At 71.9% G+C, this 14929-nt stretch carries 11 protein-coding genes; 4 read left to right on the top strand and 7 right to left on the bottom strand.

Annotated features, from left to right (window positions below; translation table 11 throughout):
* Positions 1–6: 6 nt before the first annotated feature.
* From ACFYNL_RS00175 to ACFYNL_RS00165, 3 genes are all read right to left on the bottom strand, one after another.
* Positions 7–954 carry a DMT family transporter gene (locus tag ACFYNL_RS00175; RefSeq protein WP_388793968.1) on the bottom strand — a complete coding sequence of 316 codons (948 nt, stop codon included), beginning with the start codon at positions 952–954 and terminating at the stop codon, positions 7–9.
* 205 nt (positions 955–1159) lie between these two features.
* Complete coding sequence (locus tag ACFYNL_RS00170; RefSeq protein ID WP_388793965.1) at positions 1160–2164, bottom strand: DMT family transporter; 1005 nt, start codon at positions 2162–2164, stop codon at positions 1160–1162.
* Between the two features lie 227 nt (positions 2165–2391).
* The gene (locus ACFYNL_RS00165) at positions 2392–2949 is read right to left on the bottom strand and encodes a Clp protease N-terminal domain-containing protein (RefSeq protein WP_388793962.1); all 558 of its coding nucleotides are present in this window, start codon (positions 2947–2949) and stop codon (positions 2392–2394) included.
* Positions 2950–3279: 330 nt separating this feature from the next.
* Between ACFYNL_RS00165 and ACFYNL_RS00160 the strand changes: the two genes are divergently transcribed.
* Positions 3280–3711, top strand: coding sequence for an SRPBCC family protein (locus ACFYNL_RS00160; RefSeq protein ID WP_388793959.1), 432 nt, complete (start codon positions 3280–3282; stop codon positions 3709–3711).
* Between the two features lie 129 nt (positions 3712–3840).
* On the opposite strand, the gene ACFYNL_RS00155 is transcribed toward ACFYNL_RS00160, so the two are convergent.
* Together ACFYNL_RS00155 and ACFYNL_RS00150 are read right to left on the bottom strand one after the other, a co-directional pair.
* On the bottom strand, positions 3841–4473 hold the full coding sequence (locus tag ACFYNL_RS00155) for a PadR family transcriptional regulator (RefSeq protein WP_388793956.1): 633 nt from the start codon (positions 4471–4473) through the stop codon (positions 3841–3843).
* A gap of 413 nt (positions 4474–4886) precedes the next feature.
* Positions 4887–7868 carry a BTAD domain-containing putative transcriptional regulator gene (locus tag ACFYNL_RS00150; RefSeq protein ID WP_388793953.1) on the bottom strand — a complete coding sequence of 994 codons (2982 nt, stop codon included), beginning with the start codon at positions 7866–7868 and terminating at the stop codon, positions 4887–4889.
* A 164-nt stretch (positions 7869–8032) separates the two neighbouring features.
* Here ACFYNL_RS00150 and ACFYNL_RS00145 point away from each other — a divergent pair, with 164 nt between their 5' ends.
* The 3 genes from ACFYNL_RS00145 to ACFYNL_RS00135 all read left to right on the top strand — a co-directional run bounded on the left by ACFYNL_RS00145 (position 8033) and on the right by ACFYNL_RS00135 (position 11831).
* Positions 8033–9235: a tryptophan dimethylallyltransferase family protein gene (locus ACFYNL_RS00145; RefSeq protein WP_388793951.1), complete on the top strand. Its 1203-nt coding sequence runs from the start codon at positions 8033–8035 to the stop codon at positions 9233–9235.
* A 33-nt stretch (positions 9236–9268) separates the two neighbouring features.
* A complete protein-coding gene (locus tag ACFYNL_RS00140; protein WP_388793948.1) occupies positions 9269–10636 on the top strand; it encodes a tryptophanase in 1368 nt (455 codons plus the stop codon).
* A 385-nt stretch (positions 10637–11021) separates the two neighbouring features.
* Positions 11022–11831 carry a PhzF family phenazine biosynthesis protein gene (locus ACFYNL_RS00135; protein ID WP_388793946.1) on the top strand — a complete coding sequence of 270 codons (810 nt, stop codon included), beginning with the start codon at positions 11022–11024 and terminating at the stop codon, positions 11829–11831.
* 75 nt (positions 11832–11906) lie between these two features.
* Here the strand turns inward: ACFYNL_RS00135 and ACFYNL_RS00130 are convergent, their stop codons facing one another.
* Complete coding sequence (locus tag ACFYNL_RS00130) at positions 11907–12707, bottom strand: CPBP family intramembrane glutamic endopeptidase (protein ID WP_388793943.1); 801 nt, start codon at positions 12705–12707, stop codon at positions 11907–11909.
* 330 nt (positions 12708–13037) lie between these two features.
* On the bottom strand, positions 13038–14555 hold the full coding sequence (locus tag ACFYNL_RS00125) for a glutamate--cysteine ligase (RefSeq protein ID WP_388793940.1): 1518 nt from the start codon (positions 14553–14555) through the stop codon (positions 13038–13040).
* Positions 14556–14929 lie beyond the last annotated feature (374 nt).

Raw genomic sequence — 14929 nt, 5'->3', positions numbered from 1 at the left:
CCGGCCTCACGCCGGGCGCGGCTCGCGCCTCCTCGCCCCGCGGGTCTCCGCCACGGCGAGCCCCGCGACCGACCCGAGCATCAGCAGGGTGCCGGCGAGGGTCGGGGCCGTCAGGTGTTCACCGAGCAGGACGACGGCCAGCACCGCCGCGCCGACCGGCTCCAACAGCATGATCACGGAGACGGTGGCCGACCGTACGGCCGCCGCGCCCGCGAAGTAGAGGGCGTACGCGACAGCCGTGGGCACGGACGCGATGTAGGCGAGCAGCCAGCCGAGTCGGACCGGTTCCGCGGTGTGCGGCACGATTCCCTCGGCGAGGGCGAACGGCAGCAGGCACACGCTGGTGACGGCGAAGGCCCACACGGACGTGTCGGCGGCGTCGCGCCCGCCGTCGCGCCCCCACTTGCGCGTGAGCAGCGTCATCACGCTGTAAGCGGCCGCTGACAGCAGGGCGAGCAGGACGCCCCACGGTCGTACGCTCGCGCCACCGGCGCCGAACGAGAGCACCGCGAGCCCCGTGAGCGCACCGGCCACGGCCGCGACCCCCACGCCGCCGAGCCGTTCCCCCAGGGTCAGACGGGCACCGAGGGCGATGAGAACCGGCCCGGCGCCGAGGGTGACGACGGTGCCGACGGCGAGTCCGGTGGTCTCGACGGCCGCGAAGTAGGCGGTCTGGAACACCGCGAGGCCGAGTCCCGTGGCCCCGGCCCGCATGCCCCTGCGGCCGAGCGGCTCGGACCCGGCGGTGCGCCGCGTACGCGGACGCAGCAGGTGGAAGGCGGTCAGCAGCACGCAGCCCAGCGCGCACCGCCAGAAGGAGAGGGCGATCGGCCCCAGGTCACTGGCCCGGTAGACCAGAGAGGCGGCCGCGCCCGCGGTGCCCCAGGCGGCACCGGCGACGATCAGGTAGAGAAGGCCTCGCCCGATGGGCAGGCCGGATGCAGTGTTCGACACGAGTGGTCTCCGCAGACGCGCGTATGCGCGGAAGTTCGGGAGGGGCCCCACACAGCGGGGCCCGTGGACTTCTTCTGCGGGCAGCACCGTCCCGCCCGGCGGTGCGCGGGATTCTCGTTCCCGTCAGGCACCGGGCTCGGCTTCCGGAGGCCCGCCTCAGGCGGCCGGAGGCGGGAGAACGCGTGTCGAAGGCATGATCGGCAGCCTAGGAGATGTGTCCCCGTGCGGACAACTCACGTTCCCGACCGCTGCCGGCCACCGGCTCGGCGGGACTCCTGGCGGGCGCGGACGACTGGGCGATGAACGCCCCGACCAGCACGATCACGCCGCCGATGATCTGCGGGGCGGAGAGGTGCTCGCCCAGCAGGAACCAGGCGAGGACGGTCGCGATGACCGCTTCGAGGCAGGCGACGACGCCGGCGACCTGAGGGGAGAGCCGTCGTACCGAGAGCACCCCGGTGACGTAGGCGACGACCGTTGCGACGAGCACGATCCAGGCCAGCAGCAGGATCGCCGCCACCGGGGTGCCGTCCATGTGGGCGGTGCCGGCGAGGACCGACCGGTCCATGGTCCACGGGCGGGCCACGACGGTCAGGACGGCGGCGCCGACGAGCAGGCCGTACGCGATCACTCCGAGCGGGTCGGGTGCCTCCTCGCCGGAGTCGCTGCCCTGGTCGGACAGGACGAAGTAGCCGACCTGGCAGCAGGCGGCGCCGAGCGCGAGGAGCAGCCCGAGGGCGTCGAAGCTCAGACCCGACCAGACCTCGACGACGCAGGCGAGGCCGCCGACCGCCAGGACCACCCCGAGCGCGGCGGCACGCGTCACCGGCCGCCGCTGCACGAACCGCACCCAGCCGAGGACCAGAGCGGGTGCGAAGTACTCGACGAGCAGGGCGACGCCGACCGGAATCCTGGATATCGCGGCGAAGTAACAGGCCTGCACGCCGGCCACACCGAGCAGACCGAACCCGGCGAGCAGTGCGGGGCGCTCGCGCAGCAGCGCACGGTGGCGCACTGCGAGCGGCAGCATCACGAGGGCGGCTCCGGCCACACGCAGCCACACCACGTGGAGGGGGTCGAGTCCCGCCTCGATCAACGGCTTCGCGGCGACACCGGATCCGCCGAAGGCGACCGCGGATCCGATCGCCAGGCCGAGGCCGACGCCCTTGCCGTGGCCGAACCGACTGCTCTGTGAGATAGGCACGGGCACATGATGACAGGCGATGACATGAGCGTCATCCCCAATGACACCTGTCTCGCCGTATGGACGGGGTGCGGTGCGGGCGCGGCGGTTCGGGGCATTCCAGGGCTTTCCAGGGCCGGGGCGATGCGGTGAAGGGTGGGGGACGGGAGCGGACGGTTGACGGGAGCGGACGCGACGCGTGATCGGGTTCCGGACGCGACCCGCGGTCGGGTTCCCGTGACCGACGGCGCTTGCTAGCGGCCGTTCTCGCCGTCGGCGTACGTGTCCGGGTGCCGGTCGATCCGTGTGCGCAGCGCCCTCGCGTCGATCCCCGCGTGTTCCAGCACCTCGACGGCCCGCGCCTGGGGGTCCGCCAGGATCGCCGCGAGCAGGTCGACACCGCGGGCCTCGCCATCGCCACGGTGGGCGGCGCGCCGCCGGGCGTGCCCCATCGCGGCCGCCGCCAGCGGCGAGAAGCCCTCACCGGCCATGACCACGGGCACGGCACCGGAGTCCTCGACGGTGCCCTGCCAGCGCAGGCCGTAGCCGATCGTGCGCTGCACGAGGTAGCCGAGGAGGCGGGCGAGGTGCGGGCCGTCGCCGACGACGGCGTACACGTCCGGGTCGTGTTCCAGGAGCGAGTGCAGCAGATGGGCCGTGTCCATCTGCCGGTCCCCGTCCCTGACCGCGCGGCGGCGGGCACCGGCGATCACCGATGTCAGCGCGTCACTGAGCCTGGCATCGTCCGCGACGGCGGCCGGGAGCCGGCAGTCCTGCTCCTGGGCCGGCTGCCGGGGAATACGGGGTTGCACATCCTCTACCCCATCAGCCACGTCGGGCCGGGTCATCCCCGAGGGGGAGCATCTTCGCGTCCCACGCAGAGTGGACTCGCCCCCTGGCATCTCCTCCTTACGGAGGAGATCACGCCGAAAAGTCCTGAGGGCCGCTCGGGAGACACGCGCGCCCCTTCGCACGCCCCCGGGGACGCCTGCTCGCCGACCCGTTCCGGGAGACATGCCGGTGTGCCCCTAGGCCCGACCGGCCGGGGCCTCCACGATTTCTGACTGTTCATCAGTATTGAATGTTCCAGACCCCGCGACTACGTTCCGCGACACCGTAGCCCGAGACGAAGGGGTGGTCGCATGGCCGAAGTCAGCGCGCAGGCACGGATCGAGGCGCCGGCCGAGAAGGTCTGGGCGCAGCTGACGGACTGGTCGGCGCACGGAGAGTGGAACGCGACCCACACCGGTTTCCCGGGCGGCGGCCCCACCGCTCTCGAAGTGGGCGCGACCTTCCAGGAGAACATGAAGCTCATGGGGTTCCCGGCCGAGGTCGAGTGGACCATCGAGGAACTGGAACCGGCGCGCGTCCTGGCCATCCGCGGCAAGGGGCCCATGGCGGTGACGGTGGCCACGCGCTACACGCTGACGCCGGTCGGCGACGGCGCCACGGACGCACGGATCGACGGGGAGTTCACGGGCGCGGCGGTGTCGTTGATGGCGGGCAAGCTGAAGGACTCGGCCACGGCGGCACTGAACGAGTCGCTGCGGAGGCTGGCGGGCCTGGTGACCTGAGCCCCGGGCGCACAGGCCCGTCAGGCACCCACACACACGGGGGCGCCCCGCGGACCACTCCGCGGGGCGCCCCCGCCGTAGGCCGGGAGGCCACCGGCCCACTCGCGGCGTGCGGATCTCCGCACGCCCTCAGTCCTCGTCGGCGAGGATGAGGTACAGCCGCTTACGGGCGTCGTTGATGACGGCGAGGGCCTTCTCGCGCTGCTCCTTGCTCCCCGTCTTCCAGACCTGCCCGAATGCCTCCATCAGACCGAAGCCGGCCTGGCGGATCTCACCGAGCGCCTCCCAGTCGACACCGCGAGAGGCTTCCTCCCAGGGCGCCTCCGGCCCGGCGTCGGCGGCCTCGCGCCCCGCCGCGGTGAGCGAGAACAGCTTCTTGCCGCCCTCGCTCTCACTGACGATCAGGCCCTCGTCCTCCAGCAGCTGAAGGGTGGGGTACACCGAGCCGGGGCTGGGCTTCCACGCGCCACCGCTGCGCTCGGCGATCTCCTGGATCATCTCGTAGCCGTGCATGGGGCGGTCCTTCAGGAGCGCGAGGATCGAAGCGCGCACGTCACCGCGCCGCGCCCGCCCTCGCGGTCCGCCCCGCCCCCTCGGCCCCCAGGGCCCCGGCCCGAAACCGGGACCACCGAAACCGGGACCGCCGAACCCGGGACCACCGCCGGGGCCGAAGGGCCCGAAAGCGCCGCGGAGCCCCTCGAAGCCACCTCGTCCGTGGTGCCCGTGTCCGCCGTGTCCACGCTCGAATCCATGGGAACGCATCCCCATCACTCCATTCCATCGTTGATCAGTCGCGATGCCTCAACGATATATCGGAATAGTTCGTACGACAAGAGGCGACAGGAGGCGACGGGCAGTCGCGCGGGCGTGCCCGCACCACCTCGACCCGAACCGCCTCGATGGAGTCGTGGTCCTCGGGAGCACCGGACACCGGCCTCAGCAGCACCGGACAGTCGAGCACCGGACAGTCGAACCGGCCGGCCCCAGACACCGGCGGGCCGAAGACAGCGGCCGGCCCAAGACAACGGCCAGCCCAAGACAACGGCCAGCCCAAGACACCAGCCGACCCAAGACAACGGCCAGCCCAAGACACCGACCGGCCCACGACAGCGGACCCGACGGCGGCCGGACCGGAGCCGGGGCGCTCCCCGGTCAGGCCCGGGACCTCGGCTCCGTCACCCCGGGAACCCCCGCTCGTCCAGCGCGAGTCGCAGACCGTCCTCGGCGGACGCACCCCTGGACCAGGCAGCCGTGTACTCCTCAGGGGCCAGCGATGCCCTGACCCGGCGCTCGGCGGTCGTGTGCGCCTCATGGAACGGGCGCAGGCCGATCAGCGCCACCCCCGTCTCCTGCCGCATGCGGTGGGCGGCGCCCAGAAGCCACGCCGCCCGGGCGCAGTCACCGGTGACCGCCACGGCCCAGGCCAGCGTCTCCAGACCCCACACCGGACCCCAGCTGTCCCCGATGCCCCGCTGCCGCACCAGCGCCTCGCGCAGCGGGGCCAGCGCCCGCTCCGCTTCGCCGTGGCGCAGTTCGACGAGCCCCGTGCACCACCGGGCCCAGGTGCGTGCCCATTCGGCTCCGCTCGCCTCGGCCTCGGCGACGTACACGTCACGGGCCGCGGACGCCGAGGCGCGGTCGCCGAAGAACGCCTCCGCCATGGCCCACAGCATGGTCGCCATATGGGCGTCGCCGCCCTGCCCGATCGCAAGGAACCGGTGCCGCGCCTCGGCCAGCAGGTCGATGCTGGCGGGGTCACCTCGTACGAGCATGGCGTGCGCGCCCTCGATGTACGTCACCGGCGCCGCCGACGGGTCGTCCGGCAGGTCTGCGGCCATGGCACGGCATTCGGCCAGGAACGTCTCGGCGGCGGGGTTGTCGCCCTGGCAGAGCGCGATCCACGCCTTCATCGCCAGCGCCCCGGCGACCAGCGCCGGCTCCCCCGCGGTCACGGCGTCCGACGAGTTCGGCGCACCCAGGGCGCGCGGCCCCTCGGGACCGGGGGCCAGCAGGCGCTCCAGCCAGTGCCTCCCCTCCCCCAGGGTGCTGCTGAAGAACCAGCATCGGGTGCGGGCCAGGTCGACGGCGATCTCGATGCCGGCCGCGACCCTGTCCTGCCGCGTCGCGCAGTAGTCGAGGGCCGCCCGGAGGTTGGGCAGTTCGGTGCGCAGCCGGATGAGCCAGTCGACCTCACGCGGCCCGCACCACTCACGGCCGGCCCGTACGGCGGTCGCCCGGTAGAACTCGCTGTGCCGGACACGCAGCGCCGTCGTGCGCCCCTCTTCGTGGAGCCGCTGCTGACCGTACTGGCGGATGGTCTCCAACAAGCTGTACCGGGCCCGATCACCGGAACTGTTGACCAGCACGATCGATTTGTCGACGAGCTCTGCCAGCAGGTTCAGCACATCCTCACGGGCTACGCCCTCGCCCGCGCAGACCGTTTCCGCCGCCTCCAGGTCGAAGCCACCGGAGAACACGGACAACCGGCTCCACAGCAGCCGCTCCTGTTCGGTGCACAGGTCGTGACTCCAGTCGACGACGCCGCGCAGGGTATGGCGGTAGCGGGCCGGCGTACGCGTCTGCGGCATGGACAACAGGCGGAACCGGTCGTCGAGGCGCTCCAGCATCTCTTCCGCCGTCATGGTGCTCAGCCGTACCGCCGCCAGTTCGATGGCGAGCGGAATGCCGTCGAGCCGCCGACACAGGTGGGCGACGGCCTCGCGGTTGCGGGCGGTGAGCCGGAAAGCAGGGGCGGAGCCGGCGGCACGGTCCATGAGCAGTCTCACGGCCTCCGAGCGCAGCAGCGGGTCGTCGGTCCCGGCTGCGACCGCGGCGTCGGCCGGGCCGGCCTTGTGAGCGGTGCCGTCCGGGTACGGATCCGCACCGGGCAGGGTGAGCGACGGCACCGTCAGGACGTGCTCGCCGGGTGCTCCCAGACGCTGTCGACTCGTGGCCAGGACCCGCAGCCCGGGTGCCGCACACGCCAGCCTCAGCACGAGCGCGGCGACGGGCTCGACCAAGTGCTCGCAGTTGTCCAGGACGAGGAGCAGGCGCCGGTCGCGCACGTGGTCGACGACGGCGTCCGCGGCGGGCCGCGCGGACTGGTCCCGCAGGCCGAGCGCTTCGGAGACAGCCCGGTCGAGGAGGTCCGCGTCGGCCAGGGGGGCGAGATCCGCGAGCCGCACGCCGTCGGCGAAGGACGGCGCCACGTCCGCGGCGACCCGCAGCGCGAGCCGCGTCTTGCCGACACCGCCCACTCCGGTGAGGGTGACGATCCTGGCCGACGCCAACAGGCGCCGCGCTTCGGACACTTCGTTCTCACGGCCGACGAACGTCGTCATCTCGACCGGCAGATGGCCGTCCCTGGGCAGCGGAGCCGACGCCCCTGCCCCTGCCTCGTTCAGGTTCGGGGCGGCTGTCAGCAGCCGCTGATGGAGCTGCCTCAGCTCAGCCCCGGGCGTGACGCCCAACTCGTCGGCGAGCATCGCGGCGACCACGCGGTAGCTCTCCAACGCCTCGCCCTGTCGTCCGCAGTGGAAAAGGGCGCGCATCCGCTGAGCCCAGAAATGCTCCCGCAGCGGATACTCCTCGATGAGGCCACGCAGTTCCGGCAGGACGTGCGCGGCCCGGCCGAGGGCCAGATCCGCGTCGATCCGCAGCTCCAGGGCGTCCAGTCGCCGTTCGTCCAGCGCCGGTGCGACGCCCTGCAGGAGGTGCGCGGGCAGATCGGACAGCGGATCGCCCCGCCACAGCGCCAGTGCCTCGCGCAACAGGGCGGCCGCGCGGGCCGCCGCACCCTCGTCGAGGGCCGTACGGCCCTGGCGGACCAGGGCGTTGAAGCGGTACAGGTCCAAAGCGTCCGGCGCCGCCTCGATCACATAGCCGTGGGGGCGGGTGAGCACGGGGGCACCGCCCGTCGGACTGCCGAGCGCACGACGCAGCCGCAGGACGTAGTTCTGCAGCGTGTTGCGTGCGCGGCCGGGTGGGTGCTCGCCCCACAGCCGGGTCACCAGCGTTTCCACGGTGACCACGTGGTTGGCTTCGGCGAGCAGCGCCGCCAGCAGCAGCCGCACCTTGGCCGCGTCGATGCGCACCGGCCGCCCGTCGCGCAGCACTTCGAGGGGCCCCAGGACCTTGAACTCGTACCGCGTGCTCACTGCTCCCCCGGTCACTCGTCCCCCGGCCGGCCACGACGACAGGACGGTAAGTGACCAGCCGGACACCGATTGTAGCCATCGCGTGACCGGGAGGTGACCGGGGCGAAGGTCGTGGTGAGGACCGTGGGTCCAGCGTTCACGGCACACAGTCTTGGAGTCCGCGCATGACCCTGAGCAACACCCGACGGCTGACCTCCTCCGCCATGAAGACGATCTCCGCGGAGGCCGTCGACGAAGTGACCCTGGGCGAGCTTGTGGGCGGACAACTGCGTCGCGTCTGCGGTGCGGCAGGGTTCGCGGACCCGGACGGCGACTGCGAGCTCCCGCTCCTCGACCTCCTGGACCTGCTCGGCCCAGCGGCCCGGCGTCCCCTTCGGGCCGGCCCGCCCTCGCCCTCGTTCGTCTGCGACGACCACTCGCCGGTGGAGTTCTCGCTCGCGTTCACGGCTGGGAGTCCGGCGACCGTACGGGTCCTGGCCGAACCCGGTTGCACGGCGGGCACACTTGAGGAGAACGGCCGCCAGGGGCTGCGGGCCCTGCAGGCCCTGGCCACGCGCCGGGACTTCTCCACCGAACCGCTGCGCCGGGTGGCGGACCTCTTCTTCCCGGCGGCGATCCACGGCTCCTTCGCGCTGTGGTGCGCGATGGACCTGTGCCAGGACCGGCCGCCGGGCATCAAGGTGTACGTCAACCCGCAGGCGCACGGGCGGGAACGGGCCCCGCAGGTCACGCAGGAAGCGATGGGCCGGTTCGGGTTCGGCCGGGCGTGGCCGGCTGTGCGCGAACACGCCATGCCACGCGGTCCCGAGAGGGACGAGATCCTGTTCTTCGCACTGGATCTGGGCCGGTGGGACACGCCACGCGTAAAGGTCTACGTCGCTCACCACGACGTCACCGCAGCGGAGATCCGTGCCGTATCCCGTCTGCTGCCGGGAGACGGCGCCGAGCGGACGGCCGAGTTCTGCCGCGTGGCGGGAGGCGACCAGGGGCGCTTCGCTCACCGGCCCCTGGTGTCCTGCCTGTCCTACACCGAGCGGGACACGGAACGTCCCAGTGGCCACACCGTCCACGTCCCGGTCCGCGCCTACGCGCGTGACGACCGGGTCGCCCGGGACCGTACCGAAGCACTGTTGCGGCGCCACGACATGGACGCCGCCGTCCTCGACCGCGCACTGGCCGCGATGACGTCCCGTCGGCTGTCGGAGGGGGTGGGGCTGATCGCCTATACGTCCCTCGTTCGGAGCACCTGGCAGCCACCTCGCGTGAACGTCTACTTCTCGCCGGAGGCTTACCAGGTCCACCCCCCGTGGCCGGCCGGGGGACGGGGCGCCGATGCCGTCGCCGGCGTTCGACGCGTCACCGGATGACAGGGCGGACCGCGCATCAGGAGGGTGAGGGCTGTGGAGCCGTACAGGGTCAAGGTCGTCGAACCGATTCCGGTGACCACGCGAGAACAGCGGGAGCGCGCCCTGCGCCGCGTGCACTACAACTTGTTCGGACTGCGCGCCGACGAGGTCACGATCGACCTGCTCACGGACTCGGGAACGGGTGCCCTGTCAGCGGCGCAGTGGGCGGCGGGCATGGCCGGCGACGAGTCCTACGCCGGGTCACGCTCCTTCTACCACTTCCAGGACGTGGTACGGGACCTCACCTCCTATCCCTGTGTCCTGCCGGTCCACCAGGGCCGGGCAGCCGAGCGCATCCTGTTCTCCGCCCTCCTGACCCCCGGGCAGATCACCCTGAGCAACACCCACTTCGACACCACGCGCGCCAACGTGGAACTGGCGGGCTGCCGGGCCGTGGACCTTCCCTGCCCGCGCGCTCAGGACCTGGACAGCGACGAGCCGTTCAAGGGCGACATCGACCTACGGCGGCTGGAAGGCGCCCTGCGGGGCCCCGATGGCTCCCGGATCGCGCTGGTCGTCATGACGCTGACCAACAACGGGGAGGCCGGCCAACCGGTCTCCATGGACAACCTCGCCCGAGCCGCGGCCCTGTGCCGCGAACACTCCGTCCCGCTCTTCCTCGACGCGGCCCGCTTCGCGGAGAACGCGTGGCTGGTCACCCAGCGAGAGGCGGCCTACCGTGACATGACTCCGCGCCAGGTCGCCGAGGAGGCGTTCCGGCTGGCCGACGGCTGCCTGATGAGCGCGAAGAAGGACGGCATCGTGCACATCGGCGGCTTCCTCGGCCTGCGCGACCGCGACCTCGCCGAGCGGTGCGAGCCGCTGCTCATCGCCACGGAAGGCTTTCCCACGTACGGCGGCCTGGCCGGCCGGGACCTGGACATGATCGCCCTGGGGCTGACCGAGGCCCTCGATCCCCGATACCTGCGCTCCCGCGCCGACGCGGCCCTGCACCTGGCGCACCTGACCCGCGACGCCGGCATCGACATCGTCGAACCGCCGGGCCTGCACGCCCTCTACCTGAACGCGGGCCGCCTGCTCCCGCACATCCCCCCACATCGCTTCCCCGGCCACGCGCTCGCCTGCCAGCTCTACCTCGAAGGCGGCATCCGCTCCGTGGAACTGGGTTCGCTCTACCTGGGCCGTGAGGACGAGAAGGGCAACCCGATCACCACGGCACCCTACGAACTGGTCCGGCTCGCGCTTCCCCGCAGGACCTACGGCATCGGCCACCTGAACCACGTCGGCGAGGCCCTGGCGGCCGCGGTGAAGGGCAGGGAGCGGATCCCCGGCTACCGTCTGGTCGAGCAGCCCGCGCTCCTCCGGCATTTCCGCTGCAAGCTGGAACCCGCCCCCGCCTGACGCCCGGACAGTCCTGGCGAACGCGCGTGGGAACGCAGCGTGCCACCTGGCCGCAGGGCCCTGCGGGAGCGGGCGGTCGACGAGCTGCGGTGGGGCTCGGGGCAGGTGAGCGGTGCGGTGCCTGGCGCCGGCCACCGCCGTCGTCGGCGGACGCTTGCTCGCCTTCACCGGGGGTGGCCGGGCGTGCGCCGGTACCGGCCGTACGGGTCCGGTACGGGCCTCGCCGCGGCCACGGTCGACGGCCGAGCCCTCGTCGTCGCCGGCGGTGGCTCGGGCAGCGACACAGCGATTGTGGGCGCCGGGGCCCCACCCAGCCCCGGAAATCGGTCCAGCACCCCCAAATTGGCCTTGGCCGCCGCCCTCCCGCTCCCCCTAGCGTCAGCGCATGCGGATTCGAATCGTCGACGCCTTCACCGACCGCCCCTTCGCCGGCAACCCGGCCGGGGTCCTGCTTCTCGACGCCTTCCCCGAGGACGACTGGCTCCAGAGGGTGGCCATGGAGGTCAATCACGCGGAGACCGCGTTCGCGCACCGGCTCCCCGAGGGCGGGGAGGCCGACTGGGCGCTGCGGTGGTTCACTCCCGTCACCGAGGTGGCGATGTGCGGGCACGCCACGCTGGCCACGGCGCATGTGCTGCACGGCACGGGCGCGCACGAGGGCCCCGTCCGGTTCGCCACCCGCAGTGGCGTGCTCGTCGCCACGCCCCGCGAGGACGGCTCCCTCACGCTCGACTTCCCGACCGCCCCGCTCACGCCGGTCGAGGTCCCGGACGGGGTCGCGCAGGCGCTCGGCGCGGACCCGCTGCTCGCCTTCGACACCGGCCCCGCCGTCGGCGACCTGCTGCTCGAGATCGCCGACGAGAAGACGCTGCACGCGCTCGCCCCCGACCACAGGGCCCTCGGCGCCTACTCCGAGCGCGGCATCATCGCCACCGCGCGTGCCGAGAACCCCACGCGCGGCTACGACTTCGTCTCCCGCTGCTTCTTCCCGAACGTCGGCATCGACGAGGACCCGGTCACCGGCAGCGCCCACACGGCGCTCGCCCCCTTCTGGTCCGAGCGCCTCGGCCGCGCCGAACTGACGGGTCTGCAGGCCTCCCCGCGCGCCGGCCGCGTCCGCACCGAGCTCCGCGGCGACCGCACGCTGCTGAGCGGCCATGCCGTGACCGTCATCGACGGCGAGTTGATCGCCTAGGTCGTGTCCGGTCGACGGGGACCAGGGACTCCGAAGGGGGCGTACGAGATCGTCGTACGCCCCCTTCTCGCAAGATCACGCCGTCGGCAGCCAGCCCACCTTGCCCGCGAGCAGCGCGTACCCCACGAACGCCCCTATGTCGAGCAGGGAGTGCGCCACGACCAGTGGGCCCACCCTGCCCCAGCGGCGGTACAGGTACACGAAGACCACGCCCATCGCCATGTTCCCCAGGAAGCCGCCGATGCCCTGGTACAGGTGGTAGGAGCCACGCAGCAGGGAGCCGGCCAGCAGCGCCGAGCCGGGCGTCCAGCCCAGCTGACCGAGGCGGCGCATCAGGTAACCGACGACGATGACCTCTTCGAGGATCGCGTTCTGCAGCGCGGACAGGATCAGCACGGGGTACTTCCACCACACGTCGGGCAGCGCCTCGGGCACCACCGTGAGGTTGAAGCCGAGCCCGCGGGCGGCCAGGTAGAAGGCGATTCCGGTGCTGCCGATCACCGCCGCGATCGCCGCTCCCCGCCCGAGGTCGAACCAGGGGCGGGTGCGGTCGAAGCCGAGGGCGCGCAGGCTCGCTCCCTCGCGCAGCAGGAAGTGCGCGACGAGGGCGACGGGCACCAGCGCGGTGGTGATCCCGAACAGCTGCCACGCGAGGTCCAGCCAGGGCCGGCCGGGCGCGGCGGAGGCGTTGAGGGTGGCGGCCTGATCCTTGAGGCCGCCCGGTTTGGTGACCGATCCGATGAAACTGATCAGGGCGGACACACCGCTCGCACCGAGCGAGAGTGCCAGGACGAGCAAGGTCTCGTCCCGGAGGGTCCGCCGTGAGGGCCGCTCATGCGGAAAGGACTCCGCCACGGGGCCTGCCTCGCCCTGCACACCTGCCTCCAGTTGAGTAATCCCGCCTCATCCTGCCGTACGGCCGGACTCCGGCACGAGACTCAACAGGGCAACAGGGACGACATCACCGCCATGAGACGTCCAGCTTGCCTGATCACCACGGGGCGAGCGGCAGCGCCCCCTGTCGAGGTACGGGCACGACGCCCTCTCACCTGTGGCCCCGCCCCGCCACCCCGACGATCACGGACCGGCGGCGGGTCGGCCCCGGCGCAGTCGGCCCCCGACCGGTCCGGCTCCGACCGCACCGGCCCCCGACCACACCGACCAGGGCCTCACCGGCGGGTCCCGCCTCACCCGGCCGGTACCGGCTCACCCAGCCGGTACCGGCTCCAGCAGCCCCACCGGCCAGGTGTGGACCGGGTCGCCCCGGTGCATCAGCTCGCGGTAGCGGCGGGTCGTCGCGGCCAGGGCCGCCTCCCGGCTCAGGCCCGTCTCCAGCGCCCGGTGGAAGGTGGCCGCCTGCCAGGACGCACCGTTCGTCCGCCGGCGGCACCGCTCCTCGATGACGCCCAGGTAGAAGTCGCGGTCGGCCGGTTCGACCCCCCATGCGTCGAGTCCCGCCTCGGCCAGCGGCAGCAGCTCGTCGCGTACGAGGCTCACCGCGTCGACCTCGGTCGTCCCTCCGTGCCGCCCTCGCCGGGGCCAGCGCAGCCGAGCGTCGATGCCGTCCTTGCAGGCCGCGTCGAAGTTGGCGGCGGCCGCTTCGAAGGGCATCCGGGTCCACACGGGCCGCGACTCCTCGGCGAGGGCGCGGACGAGGCCGTAGTAGAAGACCGCGTTGGCGACCACGTCCGTGATCGTCGGCCCGGCGGGCAGGACGCGGTTCTCCACCCGCAGGTGCGGGACGCCGTCGGCGATGCCGTAGACCGGGCGGTTCCAGCGGTACACGGTGCCGTTGTGCAGGACGAGCTCGGCGAGTGTGGGCACCCCGCCGGCGTCGAGGACCTCCAGTGGATCCTCGTCGTCGCAGATCGGCAGCAGAGCCGGGAAGTATCGGAAGTTCTCCTCGAAGAGGTCGTACGCCGAGGAGATCCACCGTTCCCCGAACCAGGTGCGCGGCCGCACGCCCTGGGCCTGGAGCTCGGGCGGGCGGGTGTCGGTGGACTGCTGGAACAGCGGGGGTCGCGACTCGCGCCACAGTTCGCGTCCGAAGAGGAACGGCGAGTTGGCGCCCACGGCGACCTGGGCCGCGGCCACCGCCTGGGCCGCGTTCCACACGTCGGCGAAACGGGCCGGGGTGACCTGGAGGTGCAGTTGCACGGAGGTGCAGGCAGCCTCGGGGGCGATGGACTTCGACGTGCACATCAGACGCTCGACGCCGTCGATGTCGAGCGTGAAGTCCTCGCCCCGCGCGGCCACGATCTGCTCGTTGAGCAGGGCGTAGCGGTCGACGTCGGAGAGGTTCGAGGAGACCAGGTCGTCCCGGTCGAGGGTCGGCAGAATGCCGATCATCACGATTCCGGCGTCGAGCTCACCCGCTTTTCGATCGGCATATGCCAGCGACGTGCGGAGTTCCTCGGCAAGCCGGTCGAATACCCGCCCCTCCAACCTGTGTGGGGCGATGTTGACTTCCAGATTGAACATGGCGAGTTCTGTTTGGAAATCGCGACTCGCGATCCGCTCCAGCACCTGCCCGTTCAGCATTCTCGGCATGCCCTCGGCGCCGGTGAGATTCAATTCGATCTCAAGCCCCATGAGATTCTTGGGGCGATCGAACCGCTTCTCCTCCAGCAGCCGCTCCAGGCCCGTCAGGCACCGCCGCATCTTCCTGCGGTAGTGCTGCCGATCGGACAGATCGAACCGACCTGCCACGACCTTCTCCCCCATCGAAGCTTCCCTCCTCGGATGGGCGGGCCGAAGTCCGGCCACCAGTGTCCCGGGTCAGGTGCAATGATGCCCAGCCGAAGCGATCGATAACGTCCCGAGCGGGCTCGGTGCCCGCTACTGTGTGGGACATGACCGGCGGCACATTCACCAGGCATGGGGCACGGAGCAGTTTCCGGCCGCTCACACACTCGTGAAAAACGCCGATGTAAATTGGCCGACCGCACCCGGGTTGTTTATCGAGGTCATCGCCGTACGACCGGCCGGGAATCGGGAGGTTTCCCGCATATCACCGGCCGATTGAACCCTTGCCGAGTGCGCCGAAAGCGGCTAGTTGAAACATGGCTTGAACACTCGTCGTATAAACTCCGCAATCA

Source organism: Streptomyces sp. NPDC007808 (assembly GCF_042868655.1).
Classification (GTDB): Bacteria; Actinomycetota; Actinomycetes; order Streptomycetales; family Streptomycetaceae; genus Streptomyces.
Note: the sequence above shows the minus strand (reverse complement) of the source record. Positions and strands in the feature narration are given on the sequence as shown.

What these genes read in the sequence shown, in the direction of transcription:
- ACFYNL_RS00125 (WP_388793940.1), bottom strand. Translation starts at nt 14,555, where the DNA reads ATGGGGGAGAAGGTCGTGGCAGGTCGGTTCGATCTGTCCGATCGGCAG.
- ACFYNL_RS00155 (WP_388793956.1), bottom strand. Translation starts at nt 4,473, where the DNA reads ATGCGTTCCCATGGATTCGAGCGTGGACACGGCGGACACGGGCACCAC.
- ACFYNL_RS00145 (WP_388793951.1), top strand. Translation starts at nt 8,033, where the DNA reads ATGACCCTGAGCAACACCCGACGGCTGACCTCCTCCGCCATGAAGACG.
- ACFYNL_RS00160 (WP_388793959.1), top strand. Translation starts at nt 3,280, where the DNA reads ATGGCCGAAGTCAGCGCGCAGGCACGGATCGAGGCGCCGGCCGAGAAG.
- ACFYNL_RS00135 (WP_388793946.1), top strand. Translation starts at nt 11,022, where the DNA reads ATGCGGATTCGAATCGTCGACGCCTTCACCGACCGCCCCTTCGCCGGC.